Source organism: Chryseobacterium sp. S90 (genome assembly GCF_047444895.1).
In the GTDB taxonomy this organism is placed as follows: Bacteria; Bacteroidota; Bacteroidia; order Flavobacteriales; family Weeksellaceae; genus Chryseobacterium.
The window spans coordinates 1,039,519-1,055,081 of sequence record NZ_JBLGCX010000001.1 but is presented as its reverse complement, the minus strand read 5'-3'; the positions used below and the strand labels follow the sequence as shown (position 1 = coordinate 1,055,081).

The following is a 15,563-nucleotide window of genomic DNA, read 5'->3' as shown; positions in this document are numbered from 1 at the left end:
AATTAGTGAATTGTAAAACAGATTAAAATTAAGAAAATATTTAAAAGAGTTCAACGTCAATTCCAATTTTCTTCAACTTCTTGGGTAAATTGACATCAGAAAATCTGAACGATAATGAAATTCAGTGAGTGTGTGATAGTCTGCTTGTATTTCTTTACTCTGGTCTGTAAAACTGATACTGCCCGTCTTTATAATAAGCATTGATATGCTGAAGTCCATTGGTCAGAATAATTTCTCTGGCTCCGATAATGGAATTATACCTGGCGGTTTGTTCAAATGTTTTCTCCGTTAATTTGATCTGTGGCGCTTTACATTCGATCAGAATAACAGGCTCTGTTTTCTCGGTAATCAGAAGATCAACACGTTTGGTCAGCCCATTCAGGACGATCTTTTTTTCGGTGATCAGGGCTGATGTAGAATAGGATTTTACAGTAAGGTAATAATGTATCCAGTGCTGTCTTACCCATTCCTCAGGAGTGAGTAGAAGATAAGTTTTACGAACCAAATCATAAATAAAAAACTTATCTTTGTCTTTCTTGAATTTAAAATCAAAAGTTTCCTGAAAATTCAGTTTTGGAAGTTCCATTTATAAGATGAAAGAATTAGATTTAATCCTCAAAAATATTAAAAATAAAGAAGTTTTACCTATTTATTTTTTCCACGGAGAAGAAGCTTACTTTATTGATGTCGCTGTGAAAGCCCTTGAACATAACTTTCTGGAAGAAGATGAAAAAGCTTTCAATCAGACAGTTACTTACGGAAAAGATACTTCTTATCAGGAAGTTCTTTCTCTGGCCAGGCAGTTTCCGATGATGGGAGACAAACAGGTGATTATCGTGAAAGAAGCTCAGGATTTACGATTCAATGAAGAGGAAAACAGAATTTTGGAATCTTATGTAGAAAACCCTATTCCTTCTACAGTATTGGTTTTTGCGCACAAACATAAGAAACTGGATAGCCGGAAAAAGGCAGCCAAAGCTTTAGATAAAGCCAAAGCTCTTTTTCTGAGTGAATCTGTAAAGGAAAGTAATCTTCCTAAATGGATTTCAGATGAATGTGCGAAGCTGAAAATCAATACAGCTCCCAATATTTCCCATCTTCTGGCAGAATATCTTGGGAATGACCTGTCAAGAATTGTTAATGAACTCAACAAATTAAAAATCATTCTTAAAGAAGGAGAAATCCTCGACGGAACCATTGTTGAAAACCATATCGGGATCAGTAAAGAATACAATATTTTTGAGCTTCAAAAGGCTTTGGGGACCAAAAATGCCAATACTGCTTTTAAAATTGCCCATTTTATGGGAAAGAACCCGAAGAATAACCCTTTTGTAATGATGCTGGCAAGCCTTTACAATTACTTTTCAAACGTTATTATCTATCAGACGATGGCCGGGCAGTCTCAACAGACCATTGCATCCCAGATGGGCGTAAATCCTTATTTCATTAAAGATTATGCGGAAAGTGCAAGACTTTACCCTTTAAAACATGCCACGAGAGTCATTTCTATTCTCCGTGAGTTTGATATGAAAGGGAAAGGACTTGGAGCGGTGAATATGGGAGAAGCTGAATTGATCAGGGAGTTGGTGTATAAAATTATCAATGTAGATAAAATTAAGATGAAAGTGTGAGGCGAGGTGAAGAGATACGAGGTGCGGGATATGCTAATTACGGAAATGAAAACACAAGTTTTTTAATTTTTACAACCCAAATCAAATAACTCGAATCGCGAATCACAAACCCCAGAGCAGTTACTATCGAAATTCAACATATCAGATATTGACAAGTATCATTAAAATAACTTTAAGGAGAAATTAAAAATTCCGAAATTAGCAGTCTTAATTCAAATTAAATCTTTTCGAACAAAGTAAATTATGGAGCAAAACATTTTAGATTGTGTGATCGTTGGATCTGGGCCTTCTGGTTTCACCGCTGCTATCTATGCAGCAAGAGCAGACCTTAAACCTGAATTGTATACAGGTTTGGAGCCAGGCGGACAATTAACTACCACCACAGAGGTGGATAACTTTCCAGGGTATCCAGCTGGGATTACAGGTCCTGAAATGATGATGGATCTGCAAAAACAGGCAGAAAGATTTGATACCAAAGTTCATTATGAAATGATCACTAAAGCTGAGTTTTCTAAAGAAGTTGGCGGTGTTCACAAATTATATGCAGGAAACAAAGAGATTCTTGCAAAAACAGTAATTATCTCTACAGGAGCTACTGCAAAGTATTTAGGTCTTGATGATGAAAAAAAATATGCAGGAGGTGGAGTTTCAGCTTGTGCTACATGTGATGGATTCTTCTACAGAGGAAAGGATGTTGTAGTAGTAGGAGCGGGAGATACAGCTGCTGAAGAGGCTACTTACCTTGCCAAATTGTGTAAGAAAGTAACTTTATTGGTAAGAAAAGACGTTTTCAGAGCTTCAAAAGCAATGGTTCACAGAGTGGAAAGTACTCCGAATATCGAAGTTAAATTTCACCATGAATTAATCGGGATTGAAGGTGAAAACAGTCTGGTAGAAAGAGCGGTAATCATCAATAACCAGACTCAGGAGAAATCTACAGTAGATGTAGAAGGAATCTTTATTGCAATCGGTCACAAACCAAATACTGATATCTTCGCAGGACAGGTAGATCTTGATGAAAACGGATATATCTTAACAGAAAAAGGTTCTTCAAGAACCAATCTTCCGGGAGTATTTGCTGCTGGAGATGTTCAGGATCATATCTACAGACAGGCTATTACAGCTGCAGGAAGCGGATGTATGTCTGCAATGGATGCTGAAAAATATTTAGCTGAATTACACTAATAGTATTCAGTTTATACAATACAAAGCGTGCCTCTTGGGTGCGCTTTTTTCGTTTTCCTATATCTGAGTGTTTTTGTTGGATAATCGCAAAGGCGCAATTTTTTAAGCTTTATGCTTTATTTTAAGGCGCAAGAAAATCGAAGGTTTTCAGAAAGGGATGATATTATTTTTCGCAGATTACAAGAGGTTTTTTGTTAGTATTTGGAACATCAGCGTGAGATAAAATAAATTACACAGTATACAATTTTATCAGAGATAAAATCTTTGCGCCTTATAAGCAGTCTTTTTAAGATCAATTGCGTCTTTGCGCTTGCCAACATTCAACATTTCTCCATACCAAATATTGATAAGAAATTCGTTAAATATGTAATGAAAACATTAATATATTTGTTAAACTGCAAAAACGATCCCGAATTGCATTCCATTATATAAACTTAAAAAAACGAATAAAAAAATGAAAAGAGTAACCGCTATCGGAGGTATCTTCTTTAAGTGTAAAGACCCTGAACAGGTAAACGAATGGTATAAAACCCACCTTGGATTACCCACCAGCCCATATGGAGCCAAATTCGACTGGAAAGAGGCCGATTCTGATAAAAAAGGATATACCCTGTGGAGTCCTTTTAAAGAGTCTACCCAGTATTTTGAGCCTTCATCAAAAGAATTCATGATCAATTACCATGTAGAGAATATTGAAGTTTTGGTAGAGGAACTAAAGAAAGAAGGGGTAACTGTTCTGGATGAGGTAGCTACGTATGAATATGGAAAATTTGTACACATTCTTGATCCGGAAGGAAACAAGATAGAATTGTTTGAACCGACAGGAGAATAAAAGACGGAAAAGACTGTAATTGAGAACCTGCTAAAACTATACGTAAAGCTTGTTATTCAGAGCGGAACAAAGTGAAGCGTAGAATCTAAAGTATTTCAATAAATTTAGATTCCTGCGGAATGACACAATAGGAATGATTACCAACGTTTGTCATTCCGTAGGAATCCAGTGTGAATAACTCAGAAGAAATAAGGTCGTAAGAAATGAGAATTCAGGCAAAATTCTGACTGAAGTAGTATTATTGGCCTTTCTTGGAATGATGGTAAAAATTCAAAGAATTTTTGATGGAGAGGCTTTTCCCAGCATACTTTTCCACATTGTCATTGACTGCGTCGAATCTTCGATTTCTGACGAAGGAAGAATCTTATTGAGTTTTAAGGTTCTCCTTTGTCAGAATGACTGTTTTACAACATTTCTGTAATTCTAATCCAAAATATAAATCTTTTTCTCTTTAAGATTGAATCCCAGTTTTTTACCCAGCCAGTTGATACTTGTTTTACCTTCATAAATAAGACCTTCCACAAAAGCGACTTTAGGCTTTTCAACAGTAGCAAAAGGGGTAGAAATAGAGCCAATATCACCTATATAAAACTTAGTTGTCAGATCGGGATTGAATTCACTTTTCTTTTCCATCACCTGCAGGGTTTCCTTTTTGATATCCAATGTATTCATCAGGTGTTCACTCAGCCAAAAAGAATCTTTACCAGAGCCGGAATCCAGAAGAACATTAATCTTATATTTATTGTTTAATAGCACATAAGTAGTAATATCCATGGACTGGTCTGCGTTGGTAGACAGCTGGATATCCATCACTTTCTTACTGCTCAGTTTTTCTTTTGGAAAGATAAGCTCGTTAGTAGTATAATCAATGATAAACTCTGTATCATAAAGCATGGGAAGGGAGATCAAGCCGTCAATTCCTTTGATCTCCATATCATGAGTGGAGTACCAGATATCTTTAAATTTTTTACCATTAAAAATAATCTCTTTCGATTTGAAGAGGGGAATCGTCATCTTTTCACCGGTAGCCCGAAAAGCCGTCAGATAATTATAAGTTTTTTTTGGGCCGAGCTCTTTGGAAAAATTTCCCAGAAAAAGATTAATTCCTCCTCCGGTATCGAAGATAAAATTTCCTTTTTTGCCATCTATTTCAGCTCCTACAATCAGGTGACCGGATGGAAGAACAGACATAGGCATTTTCTGAGCAAAAGCCATTGAGGAAAAAGCTAGAGAGGTAGTAATAAACGTATTTTTAATAAAAGATTGAGTAAACATTTGAAAATAGTGTTATTAGTTTTTAATATTGCGATGAATCCTTACAAATATAATGTAAAATTCAGAACAGAAAATCGGATAGCTCTATTATTGATTATCCGTTAAAATGCTTTTGAGTCATTTCTAAAGGGCTTTCTGTTCCTGGTAATAAATGACTCTTACTTAAAGTAAAATCCCTACATTTAGCAACTAATCAAAAGAATATGGAAACAAAAATCATAAAAATCACGCACGTTACCGGAATTTATATCATTGAGGTTCCCAATGGGGCACTTAATGACATGAAAACCCAGTTGGACAAATGTCTTAATGATGAGCAAGGTGCTATTGTAGTAAAAGGAGAAGATGGAGATCAGTTTGTATATCCGTCAGATCTTTTAAAAAACAGTTTCATTGCTATAGTAGACAGGGAATAGGAATTACATGCAGGAAAAATAATTCCCTTGATTTCTAGTCTATTATTAAGTTTTGTTAAAATTTGTGTGGCAAAAGTTTTGCAGAAATTAAAAATCGTTCTATATTTGCACCACTGAAAACAACGGTATAGCCGGGGTTTAAGGAGAGTTGGCAGAGTGGTCGATTGCGGCAGTCTTGAAAACTGTTGACTGTAACAGGTCCGGGGGTTCGAATCCCTCACTCTCCGCAAAGATGGTCTTCATTACGAAGACCATCTTTTTTGTATATATGCAAATTCTATCTTTCATTTTTAAGTGATTACGTGACGGTATGTCTATCATGGAAGGTGTCTGATAGATTCGATTTAATAATATAGGTTGGCATTACTTATATGTACCTTGAAGAAATTACAAGAATTATTTTTTACGTTAAAAACCTGAAAATGATATAGAACAGTATACATGGGTTTAGGAGTATAACCTAAGCTATTATCTTACATTTTCAAAAAAATAGAGTAGTGTGGTATTAGTCTTTGTCATTAGATGGAATGATCTTGTCAAATATTTCGGTTAATGCTTCTTCCATTATTGAAGCGGTATTATTGCCACTTTGATTTGTGATAATAAAAATACCCAGTTCATATTTTGGGATGATATAAATGTAGCATTGCGAACGTGGTACACCGCCATGATGTAAATAATAGGTTCCTAATTTTTTACTGTCTGTAATAATATTCCAAAAATATCCAATACTAAACTCAGGATCAAACTTTACAATAGGTCGATATGATTCTTGGGTAATCTCGTTTTTTTGTAATAGAAACCGTATGTATTTTACCATATCAGGTAAAGTAGATTTTACATTACCTGATGCACCCCAGGGTAGTATGGGCATTGGGGATGTAATTACAGGATTATCACTATGATAACCAGGGGCAAGTCTCTCCAGTTCCTGATTGGAAAGGCTTATCTTAGTATTTTCTGCCCCCACATTTTCAGATAGATAATCTGTCAGAAGTTTTTCAAAATCAGTTTTGTAAACTTTCTCTAAAATAGAAGCCATAAGTTGAGTGCCAGCACTGGAATAAGAGTATTTATAACCTGAGATTGTGTCTATTCTTACCTGATGTAGATCCGCCAAGAAATTCTTTTTTTTGTAATTCCGATATAATGTATTGAGCTTGGCTGGAGTGTCATGATCTGTAAAATCCTGTAGGATTGTATTTGCTTCAAGGGGAAGCATGCCGGGAATACCACTGGTGTGTGACAGAAGATCCTTTATTTTAATAGGGCGATTCTTAAATTTTAAATTTGGATAATTTTCTGCTAAATACTTTTGTACGTCATCATCAATATCCAGTTTCTTATCTTGTACGGCCTTTGCTGTCAATATTCCCGTAAGTGTTTTGCTTAATGAACCAATCTCATAAATTGTTTCGTTGTTTGGAATATTCTTCTTCCCGGCTTCTAACTCACCATAATGTCCTATATATTCCTTTCCATTGAAAACAATACCAATCGAAGCGGAATGAATCAGTGGTTTTATAATCATTTTATGTAAGGTACCGTCAACTACGTTATTGACATCATCGGTTCCTGTTGTGATAATGTTTTTGGTATCTCTATTGATTGGTTGCTGTGATAGAAGCAGATTGGATAATAGTAGAACAAAAAGGGTAAAGATTTTCATGGTTTTGCGATAAGTAGTGCAAATGTAACTATAATGTTTTTAATGAATCCAATCCTGAATATTGAAACTAAAATTTGGATTTATAAATGGTATTTAAAATTTACAAAGTGATATTAATTGTCTTGAAGGACTTTAAAGTTCTTTCTAAATCAAATTTTTAAATCAAGTTTTAAAAATATCAAAAAAATATTTTAATAATTAGTCTGAAAAATGATAAACAAAAAAACCTAAATTTTACATTTTTAGAATTAAGAGTGTAAAAGTTAGTTATTTCATGAAAATATTAAATTTGTTAAAAAAATATATTTACATTTATTTTGCTGTTTATTTTAGTATTATTCAATTTATTTATAATTTTGACTTGTTATCGATAATAAAAACACTATTAATTTAATTTATTTCAATCATGAAAAAACTTTTATTTATTGCTATGGTTGGCATGGCAGGTTTTGCAAGTGCAAAAGAAAATGTGGAGAAAGTAAACTCTAAAGCAAAAGAAACTAAAACTATTAAAAAAGCTAAGAAAAAGACCCAAATGCAATGTGGAACTTTTCAGGCAAGTTGTACATCTGCGTATACTTGCCAGGATTGGAGTGCTGGCCAATGGATAGAATGGGCAGAAAAAATTCAAGATAATTATTGTCAACTATAAACTTAAGAGTATCATAACTTAATTATTGCTTCAGATTCAACAAGAAAGAAGTTGTGGCTATTATATTAATCAACAAAAAAATCGTTCAAATAATATTTTTTGTTTGAACGATTTGTTATTTTATAAAAAAAACAATAATGAATTTCACAAAAAAACAAATTTTAACAATTTTATTTTTATGTTTTTTCTCTATTTCGTTTTCACAAACAGCTGCCAGTGATTCGTTACGAGGAGAGTTTACTTATTTACTTCAGTACAAACCTAATATTCTAAATCCAGATAATATTTATAAGGAAATTTTTACCATGCAAATAAGTGATAAACGTGCTTTTTTTATTAGTGAAAACAGAATAAAATTTGACTCTCTTTTCATGGAGCAGTATAATAAGAATAGGAGTAATTTCAATATTGATATGAGAGGGTTACCATCATCAAAATTTAAATTTTTAATTATCCAAACAAATGATAATTCACAATATTACGAGTCAGTAGGAACTGCTCTTCTATCATATAATAGCCCTGTAATTCATGATTGGAGGCTAATTGATGAAACAAAAGTAATTAATTCGATTAATTGTAAAAAAGCAGAGGTTCATTATAAGGGAAGAGACTGGATCGCCTGGTACTCAACTGAGATTCCTTTTCCATATGGACCATACAAATTTAGTGGTCTGCCGGGGTTAATTGTTAAAGTAACAGATAAAACTGGTGATTATGATTTTGAATTGGTAAAAGCTGTACCAAGCTCCAGGTTGAAAGGAAAAATAATAACAATAAATAAAAGGCATTATCAGAATTCTAAGTTAGTTACAAAAAAAGAACTGGTCCAGGCAACAGCAAATTTCAGAGAGAATATTAAATATGAATTAGAAAAAATGGGCACTGTATTTTCAGATGGCCAAAACAGGCCAAAAATAAGTGAAACAGAAAAAAAAGGATATAATCCTATTGAATTAGAATAAAGAGAATTAAAATTTTAAACCTAAACATTTAATCTGTAAACGTTTAAAATGATATTAAGTGTTTAATTACATAAGTCCTCAATCTCCGCAAACAGCCTTGAATCACATGATTCAAGGCTGTTTTATTGTGGTATATCTCACAAGATAAATTTTAATATTAAATTGTGCTGATTTTAGAAAAAAAAGTATTATTCCTGTGATACTTTTCTTTCCAGTTTATTGGATTATTCATGGTACCATTTCCTTTTCAATAATAACCCTGCCTTTACCAGAAGTATTAATACCGGAACTTCTACCAATGGTCCAATCACGCCTACAAATGCTTGTGGTGAATGAATTCCAAATACTGAAATCGCCACTGCAATTGCCAGTTCAAAATTGTTTCCGGTAGCTGTAAAGGCTATAGAAGCATTTTTATCATATGGAATTTTTAATGCTTTATTGATCATGAAGCTCACGAAAAACATAAGAATAAAATAGATGATCAGTGGTATTGCTACCTTAACTACATCCATGGGTAATTCCACTATTTGGGAGCCTTTTAAGCTAAACATCAGTACAATTGTGAATAACAAGGCATATAGTGTAACAGGTGATATTTGGGGTACAAATTTTCTGTTGTACCATTCTTTACCTTTAGATTGTATCAGAAAATAACGGCTGAGAAAACCTGCCAGGAAGGGAATTCCCAGATAAATCAGTACACTTTCTGTAATATCTTTCATAGAAACATTTACATTAAAACTGGCCAGCCCCAGTTGATTGGGAAGTACATTGATAAACAGCCAAACCATAAAACTATAAGTAAACACCTGAAAAATACTGTTTAAAGCAACCAGCAGGGCAGCATATTCCCGGTTTCCTTTGGCCAGATCATTCCATACGATGACCATAGCAATACATCTTGCCAGTCCGATAAGAATCAGACCTGCCATATAATCAGGTTCATTCCTTAAAAAGAGAATTGCGAGACCGAACATCAAGAGCGGACCGATGATCCAGTTGAGAAATAAAGAAACACCGATGGCTTTTTTATCTTTAAATACCAATGGTAAAAGAAAGTAATCAACCTTTGCCAATGGAGGATACATCATAAGGATGAGTCCAATTGCCAATGGAATATTAGTAGTCCCTATAGACTGCGAATTGATAAGGGTAGGAATAGCCGGGAAAAAGTGTCCCAAAGCAATACCTATACCCATGGCCAGGAAGATCCATAAAGTAAGATAGCGGTCAAGAAATTTTAATCTGGGCTGCATGATTATCGTTTGATTTTAGAAAAAACATAGAACATTTCTTCTGCAATTTGTAAGCTTCTTTCTCTATATACTGCTGTTTGTTCCGGAGTATTGTCTGAAATTTTAGGATCTTCAAACGTAATCGGAATTCTTTTTTCCGCACCTGGGATAAACGGGCATCCGCCATCTGCCTGCGAACAGGTCATAATTGCTGCAAAACCTGAAACAGGGTTGAACGGACTGTCATATTTTTTGGAAAAGCCCATAACAGGCAGGCCATTATCATTATATTTGATAGCATATACCGGATTTTCTGTTGCTGCAATACGAAAGACTGTAAAACCCTGTTCAGTTAAAGTTTCTGCTATCTTGGGGAATAATGCTGTTGTTTCCGTGCCACCTGAATAGCAATGAACCCCCGGAATCGTAAAGAAGGTAGCGGCTGCCTGTGCCCAAATCTGAGCCAGATGACTGCGGCGTGAATTGTGGGTGCAGATAAAATTCAGATTGATTTCTTCTCCATCATTTACTTTTTGCTGGATGAAACTGATTAATGATGTCAGAACCTCTTTTCTATCGGTATCTATATTTTCCCATTTCAGAGATTGAACTGTATTTAATAATTCTTGATACATGAGATTTTAATAAAATTAATTAGCAGCATCCTGATCCCGGAGTGCAGGCTGATACTGGTTTTACAGATAATTCAGAAAGATTTTTCTTTTGTTTTTCGGAAGGAATTCCACAGGCTTCCTGGGCAAGACAGGTCGTTGTCTTATTTTTCAGGACGAAATTTCTACCGTTAAATTCAAGATCATATTTACCGATGGTCTCTCCCTGATATTCTACTTCAATTTCTGAATCTTCTATTCCAAGTTTCTCTTCAGAAAGTTGAATAATGTGAAGCAGTTTCCCCGGTTTCAGGCGGTGTTCATAATCATCAGCATTCCATAGCTGGAAGTTCACTGCTTTCTCGTGTCGGATTACGCCCCCGCAATCAATGAATTTTTTTACAATCTGTCCCACCTCCGTTACATGGAAATGTTCAGGAACAAAAGTGCCGTTTTCCAATTGAAATTCTACATTTTCCAGTGTCGGAAGAATTTCTTTGATTTCTGTTAGTTTCATTAGATTAAATTTATTTAATGTTATATTGCAATATTACGATGTTTATTTTCAAAAAAAATGCCTTAACAGCATTGTTTTATTGTGACATCCTGATTAAAAAACAGGTTAAACTCGTTTTGAAATTGTTTCCAGGTGCTTTCATTAATACAGTAGCATACAGATTTTCCTTCAATTGAACCTTTGATGATTCCAATATTCTTAAGTTCTTTTAAATGCTGCGAAATGGTAGCCTGAGCCAATCCCAGTTCTTCAACAAGATCATTGCAGATGCATGCTTTTTGATTGATGATATACTGTAAAATGGCTATTCTTGCCGGATGTCCCAAAACTTTAAGAAGTGAAGCCAGTTTATTTTGTTCTTCAGTATAGATTTCGGTTTTAGTAACTCCCATTGTTTATTTTTATATTGCAATATTACGATGTTAAACTGATATAAACATAAAAAATTTAATTAATTTCAATGATTTTATTTTAAATAATTGATTTTTAGATATTTAAATTTATTTAATGATTGGTAATGTCGAAAATAAAAAAGATGAAGCAGAAATACGCTTCATCTTTTGATTTGTTTTTATGGTAAACTGATCTTTTTACCTTGTTCCGGGAAAATATAATTTACTTTCAGAGGATTGTCTTTCAACAGTTCTTTTTTAATCAATTCAGGATTATCACCTGTAGGTTTTCTATGAGTAACTACAATGTTAAGTCCCTCAAGGCTGCTTTGTCCGGTCTTTTCTTTCAGCTTGCTTAGCTCTTCAATCAGAAGATTAGGAGTAAGGTGTCCGAACAGCAGATGTTCAGGCTGGCTGTTTGGAAAAGAAACCTCAATTAATATAGTGTTTAACTGCCTTTTTTTAACAAGTGGAGTTATAGTGTTCCAAAGGTTATCAAGACGGTCAGATTTTTCTATACGGTCAGCACCTGTATCACCCAGATAAAGCAGATAGTGACTATCTCTTCTTACCAATGCGGCGCTGCTTTTATATGGATTTACATGGCTCAGTTCATATCCGGTTATGAAAAATGGTGTTTTGGGTGCCGGGATTTCAGTTCCTTCCTGAAGTTCGTTATAATGGTATTTTCCAAGGATTGGTTTTTGGCCCTGATCGGCAAAATTAATCCAGGTATCCGTGATAAAATAATGATTTTGCAAAATCTGAATTACCGGAGCAATAGCAAAAATATCCTTTTTGGAATCTGCCGGAGAGTTGATGATTAACCCTGATAAATGATCCAAATGCCCATGAGATACAAAATATCCTTTTATCTGATCTTTCAGAACCGTTTCTGCGGATCCGTCAAGGCTTTTCAGTTGAATGGCTTTTCGTATTCCTGCATTTACAGTACCTGCGTCAAGGCAAAGAAATGCATTGTCTTTCGGAGCACCTACCAGATAGGCAGATAAATTGTCTTCCTGCTCTCCACCATAGATCCCTAAGGGAATAACATCAAAATTCTGTGCGTGGCAAACAATATTCAGAAGAAGTGCCAATAAAGAAACTGCGGTTTTTTTCATAATATTTAAACTGGAAACCATCCTTTACGAGATGGACAGGGCAAATTTACGCTATTTTTTTTCGATAGACTTTCAAGAACAGTAACAAATAGGATTGAATCAGATTAAGTATTTAAAAATCTGACTAAACAATACTTTGTATTTTAAATGCATAAAGCCCGCAGAAATAATCGGCAGACTTTATGTGTTGGGAATATCGTTTATTGTGGCTGCTGCTGCGTTACACAGTGTACCATTCCGCCATTGGCAAATAAGTTACGGCAGTCTATTCCAACAACCTGCTTACCGGGATAAAGCTGTTGGATAATATTATTGGCAACGGCATCATTCGGATCATTATAATTAGGTACCAATACACGGTTGTTTGCGATATAATAATTGATGTAAGAAGCCCGGCCTACATTTTTTCCGTAGGTGGTTATTACGTCATTTCTGGTTAACGGAACTTTTACGAATTGGTAAGGAGATCCATTTTTTGTAGTAGCATCATATAATTTATCAATGTCACCGTCTGGAACCTGCCAGTAGTAAAGATCATCAGGATTCATGGTGATAATAGTAGAAGAATTTGCGAATCGGGCAAAACCGTCAATGTGCATATCGGTGATATCAAGGCCTGCTTTTCCATTCAGCCAGATAAATTTTGTTACTCCTAAATTCTTAGTAAATATAGCTTCTGCCTGCTGCTGTGTCATCCCCGGATTTCTGTTGTTATTAAGGATGGAACTTTTACAAGCCATCAATACTCCGTTTCCGTCAATTTCCACACTTCCGCCTTCATTGACCATCACTGAATTGAGATTGATCTTAGGTATATTGGTGTCTGCAGCTATTTTAGAAGGAATTGCATTACATTTGCTGTAATCGGCTTTGTTACCCCAGCCGTTAAATCCCCAATCCTGAATGAATAACTGGCCATTCTGATCCTTTACATAAATAGGGCCGTTATCTCTAACCCAGAAATCATCTGTCTGATAAAGTTTGAAATTGATGTTGGTAAGGGGAACTCCGGCACTGTTTAATTGTAATACGAGCTTTTTCTATACCGTCATAAGCAATGATATGAACTTTTTCGCTCTGTACCAGTTCTCTGGTCATGGCTACCCAGGTTGCATCCAATCGGTTGCGGTAAGTTGTTCCATACTGATACTGATGGGGCCATTGAAGCCAGGTTCCTTCGTGTGGTGCCGATTCTTCCGGCATTTTGTAAACTACAGTTCCGGTATTTGCTGCATCCGGAGTTTCTACCGGATCTGACTGAGAACAGGACAGTAAAAGAGCGGGTAATAACAGGAACATGATTTTCTTTTTTTGCATAATTGATCTATTTTTAACAGGGCAAAATTAGATCGATAAAAATGTGAAAACTTGTCCCAAATTGACAATTTATTTTAAAGGCAATAAAATATAGGTCAGCTGTTCTTCCTGATTATCTTCCTGTTCAATATGTCTTTCGTATTTTTCTATGATAGGAGAGTGTGAAAATTCAAGACCAGAATTAAAGATCCAGCGGGAGTAGATTTTGGTGTAGGTTTCATCTATCGTTTCATAGCTGCCTGTATGGGTAAAGCGGGCATATTTACCACCGAATATTGCTTTTGAAGGCAATTTTTTGTTGATGGACTGTGCAGAAGAACATGCATCATACCGGCAGTTGATTTCTGTTTTAATCAATGGCTCGTCTGCTATAACTCCAAAATATTCTGTTCCGGAATCAGGAAAACCGTTTTGCATGAAGTTTTCCCACAATACTTCAATTTCTTCATTGTTATAATAGGTTTTAATGCTTTGATAATATACCTGCATTGGTTTAAGAAAGACAATTTCTGGTTCCAGCAATACATCAGATGTTACTGGAATAATCTCATCTTCACAAAGAAGCTGTTCCTTACCTAATCTTGCTGCTTTTGGAGAAATTCCGAAATGCTGTTTAAAAGCCTTGGAAAAAGAAGCAATATTTGCAAATCCAACTTCAATAGCAATTGTGGTGAGATTTTCTTGGGTATAAAGAATTCTCTTATAAGCATTTTCTACCTTCAGTCTTTGCTGGAAAGCGCCTATGGTTTCTCCGCAGCTGTACTTAAAAATACGCTGGATATTCCGGTAAGAATAGTTGGAGATTTCTTCCAGTTCCTTTACAGAGACGGGCTGATCATAATTTTTTTCCATGAAATTGATGACTCTGTAAATACAATTCAGGTTGTCTTCCATAAGCTTTATTTTTTTAGAAATATACAGTCTGAAATACATTACAAATAAAAGAAATAAAAAAATATCTCAGCAAAATTGTATTTTAGCTTTCGGTAAAAATAAATTAGAAACCCATAATTTTTACCTTTTTTAAAACAAAAAACAACCCAAAAACTTGAAATAAACCATGGAAAAAGAATTATCACAATTAACCGACAATGAATTATTAGAAAAGAAAAAAGAAATCAAATCCAATAACATTCTCAATGCTGTACTTCTGGGAGTAATGGTAGGTATTTCGATTTATAGCACCATAACTGGCGGTTTCGGATTTCTGACCGTTTTGCCATTATTTTTTGCAGGTTTTATTGCCAGCCGTTGGAATAAAAATAAGAAACAGTTAGAAGAAGAATGGAACTCCAGAAATCTGAAATAAAAATGGAGGACTTTAACAGACAAACGGAAGTAGGAGCAGTAGCCTATTTCCGTCACTGTATAAAAAACGGAGATGCTGCAGGAGCATTAAGCTGTTTTCATCCTGAAGCAGTCTACATTGATAGAGATGGGAGAGAGTTGAGAGGACTTGAACAAATAAACCTGGCAATGAATGAGATCTGCAGATTAAAGCTGGATATTCAAGGAGAAGTTCCCCACGTGACCGTTGTGAATGATCTTGCGATGTGGCTTGATCAGTGGGAAATGACAGGAATTGCTCCGGATGGACATGCTATACACATGACCGGTCATACTTCGTGCATTATGAAAAGGGAATGAAGATGGGGAATGGCTGTGGCTGGTTGACAATCCTTTTGGCGCTGCTATACTTAAAAATGATAATATGGTATAAAATTTACAATAATCTTATTGAG

Annotated in this window: 19 protein-coding genes and 1 tRNA gene; 9 read left to right on the top strand and 11 right to left on the bottom strand. The window is 35.0% G+C overall.

The genetic code is table 11. The features are described 5' to 3' along the window. Positions 1-154: 154 nt before the first annotated feature. The gene (locus tag ACLMCG_RS04935; RefSeq protein WP_213278742.1) at positions 155-586 is read right to left on the bottom strand and encodes a type I restriction enzyme HsdR N-terminal domain-containing protein; all 432 of its coding nucleotides are present in this window, start codon (positions 584-586) and stop codon (positions 155-157) included. A gap of 7 nt (positions 587-593) precedes the next feature. Between ACLMCG_RS04935 and holA the strand changes: the two genes are divergently transcribed. From holA to ACLMCG_RS04920, 3 genes are all read left to right on the top strand, one after another. Next, positions 594-1,631, top strand: a complete 1,038-nt coding sequence (gene holA / locus ACLMCG_RS04930) for a DNA polymerase III subunit delta (protein ID WP_413959021.1) — start codon at positions 594-596, stop codon at positions 1,629-1,631. Between the two features lie 243 nt (positions 1,632-1,874). After that, complete coding sequence (gene trxB / locus ACLMCG_RS04925) at positions 1,875-2,816, top strand: thioredoxin-disulfide reductase (protein WP_255814644.1); 942 nt, start codon at positions 1,875-1,877, stop codon at positions 2,814-2,816. A 454-nt stretch (positions 2,817-3,270) separates the two neighbouring features. Next, positions 3,271-3,648: a VOC family protein gene (locus ACLMCG_RS04920; protein WP_413959020.1), complete on the top strand. Its 378-nt coding sequence runs from the start codon at positions 3,271-3,273 to the stop codon at positions 3,646-3,648. A 423-nt stretch (positions 3,649-4,071) separates the two neighbouring features. Here ACLMCG_RS04920 and ACLMCG_RS04915 read toward each other — a convergent pair whose 3' ends face one another. Continuing rightward, positions 4,072-4,923 carry a hypothetical protein gene (locus tag ACLMCG_RS04915; protein WP_413959019.1) on the bottom strand — a complete coding sequence of 284 codons (852 nt, stop codon included), beginning with the start codon at positions 4,921-4,923 and terminating at the stop codon, positions 4,072-4,074. A gap of 203 nt (positions 4,924-5,126) precedes the next feature. On the opposite strand from ACLMCG_RS04915, the gene ACLMCG_RS04910 reads away from it, so the two are divergent. Then, complete coding sequence (locus ACLMCG_RS04910; RefSeq protein WP_223600127.1) at positions 5,127-5,339, top strand: glyceraldehyde-3-phosphate dehydrogenase; 213 nt, start codon at positions 5,127-5,129, stop codon at positions 5,337-5,339. Between the two features lie 142 nt (positions 5,340-5,481). Next, a tRNA-Ser gene (locus ACLMCG_RS04905) sits at positions 5,482-5,566 on the top strand. Between the two features lie 278 nt (positions 5,567-5,844). Here the strand turns inward: ACLMCG_RS04905 and ACLMCG_RS04900 are convergent. Next, positions 5,845-7,008, bottom strand: a complete 1,164-nt coding sequence (locus ACLMCG_RS04900; RefSeq protein ID WP_413959018.1) for a serine hydrolase domain-containing protein — start codon at positions 7,006-7,008, stop codon at positions 5,845-5,847. A 406-nt stretch (positions 7,009-7,414) separates the two neighbouring features. On the opposite strand from ACLMCG_RS04900, the gene ACLMCG_RS04895 reads away from it, so the two are divergent. Both ACLMCG_RS04895 and ACLMCG_RS04890 read left to right on the top strand, forming a co-directional pair. Further along, positions 7,415-7,660, top strand: a complete 246-nt coding sequence (locus tag ACLMCG_RS04895; protein WP_413959017.1) for a hypothetical protein — start codon at positions 7,415-7,417, stop codon at positions 7,658-7,660. A gap of 137 nt (positions 7,661-7,797) precedes the next feature. After that, positions 7,798-8,622 carry a GLPGLI family protein gene (locus ACLMCG_RS04890; RefSeq protein WP_413959016.1) on the top strand — a complete coding sequence of 275 codons (825 nt, stop codon included), beginning with the start codon at positions 7,798-7,800 and terminating at the stop codon, positions 8,620-8,622. 224 nt (positions 8,623-8,846) lie between these two features. On the opposite strand, the gene arsB is transcribed toward ACLMCG_RS04890, so the two are convergent. The 8 genes from arsB to ACLMCG_RS04850 all read right to left on the bottom strand — a co-directional run bounded on the left by arsB (position 8,847) and on the right by ACLMCG_RS04850 (position 14,715). Further along, positions 8,847-9,881, bottom strand: coding sequence for an ACR3 family arsenite efflux transporter (gene arsB / locus ACLMCG_RS04885; RefSeq protein ID WP_223599143.1), 1,035 nt, complete (start codon positions 9,879-9,881; stop codon positions 8,847-8,849). Positions 9,882-9,883: 2 nt separating this feature from the next. Beyond that, positions 9,884-10,495 carry a low molecular weight phosphatase family protein gene (locus tag ACLMCG_RS04880; RefSeq protein ID WP_413959015.1) on the bottom strand — a complete coding sequence of 204 codons (612 nt, stop codon included), beginning with the start codon at positions 10,493-10,495 and terminating at the stop codon, positions 9,884-9,886. 19 nt (positions 10,496-10,514) lie between these two features. After that, complete coding sequence (locus tag ACLMCG_RS04875) at positions 10,515-10,988, bottom strand: DUF6428 family protein (RefSeq protein ID WP_413959014.1); 474 nt, start codon at positions 10,986-10,988, stop codon at positions 10,515-10,517. A 62-nt stretch (positions 10,989-11,050) separates the two neighbouring features. Beyond that, positions 11,051-11,380 carry an ArsR/SmtB family transcription factor gene (locus ACLMCG_RS04870; protein ID WP_047375646.1) on the bottom strand — a complete coding sequence of 110 codons (330 nt, stop codon included), beginning with the start codon at positions 11,378-11,380 and terminating at the stop codon, positions 11,051-11,053. 179 nt (positions 11,381-11,559) lie between these two features. After that, entirely contained in the window at positions 11,560-12,504 is a 945-nt protein-coding gene (locus tag ACLMCG_RS04865) for a 3',5'-cyclic-nucleotide phosphodiesterase (RefSeq protein WP_413959013.1), read from the bottom strand. Between the two features lie 200 nt (positions 12,505-12,704). Further along, entirely contained in the window at positions 12,705-13,442 is a 738-nt protein-coding gene (locus tag ACLMCG_RS04860; RefSeq protein ID WP_413959409.1) for an agmatine deiminase family protein, read from the bottom strand. 25 nt (positions 13,443-13,467) lie between these two features. Then, complete coding sequence (locus ACLMCG_RS04855) at positions 13,468-13,821, bottom strand: agmatine deiminase family protein (protein ID WP_413959012.1); 354 nt, start codon at positions 13,819-13,821, stop codon at positions 13,468-13,470. Between the two features lie 69 nt (positions 13,822-13,890). Continuing rightward, on the bottom strand, positions 13,891-14,715 hold the full coding sequence (locus tag ACLMCG_RS04850) for an AraC family transcriptional regulator (RefSeq protein WP_413959011.1): 825 nt from the start codon (positions 14,713-14,715) through the stop codon (positions 13,891-13,893). A gap of 166 nt (positions 14,716-14,881) precedes the next feature. On the opposite strand from ACLMCG_RS04850, the gene ACLMCG_RS04845 reads away from it, so the two are divergent. Continuing rightward, positions 14,882-15,130, top strand: coding sequence for an FUSC family protein (locus ACLMCG_RS04845; protein ID WP_413959010.1), 249 nt, complete (start codon positions 14,882-14,884; stop codon positions 15,128-15,130). Beyond that, a complete protein-coding gene (locus ACLMCG_RS04840) occupies positions 15,106-15,468 on the top strand; it encodes a YybH family protein (RefSeq protein WP_413959009.1) in 363 nt (120 codons plus the stop codon). Before ACLMCG_RS04845 ends, ACLMCG_RS04840 begins: the two co-directional genes overlap by 25 nt. The last annotated feature ends 95 nt before the right edge of the window (positions 15,469-15,563 follow it).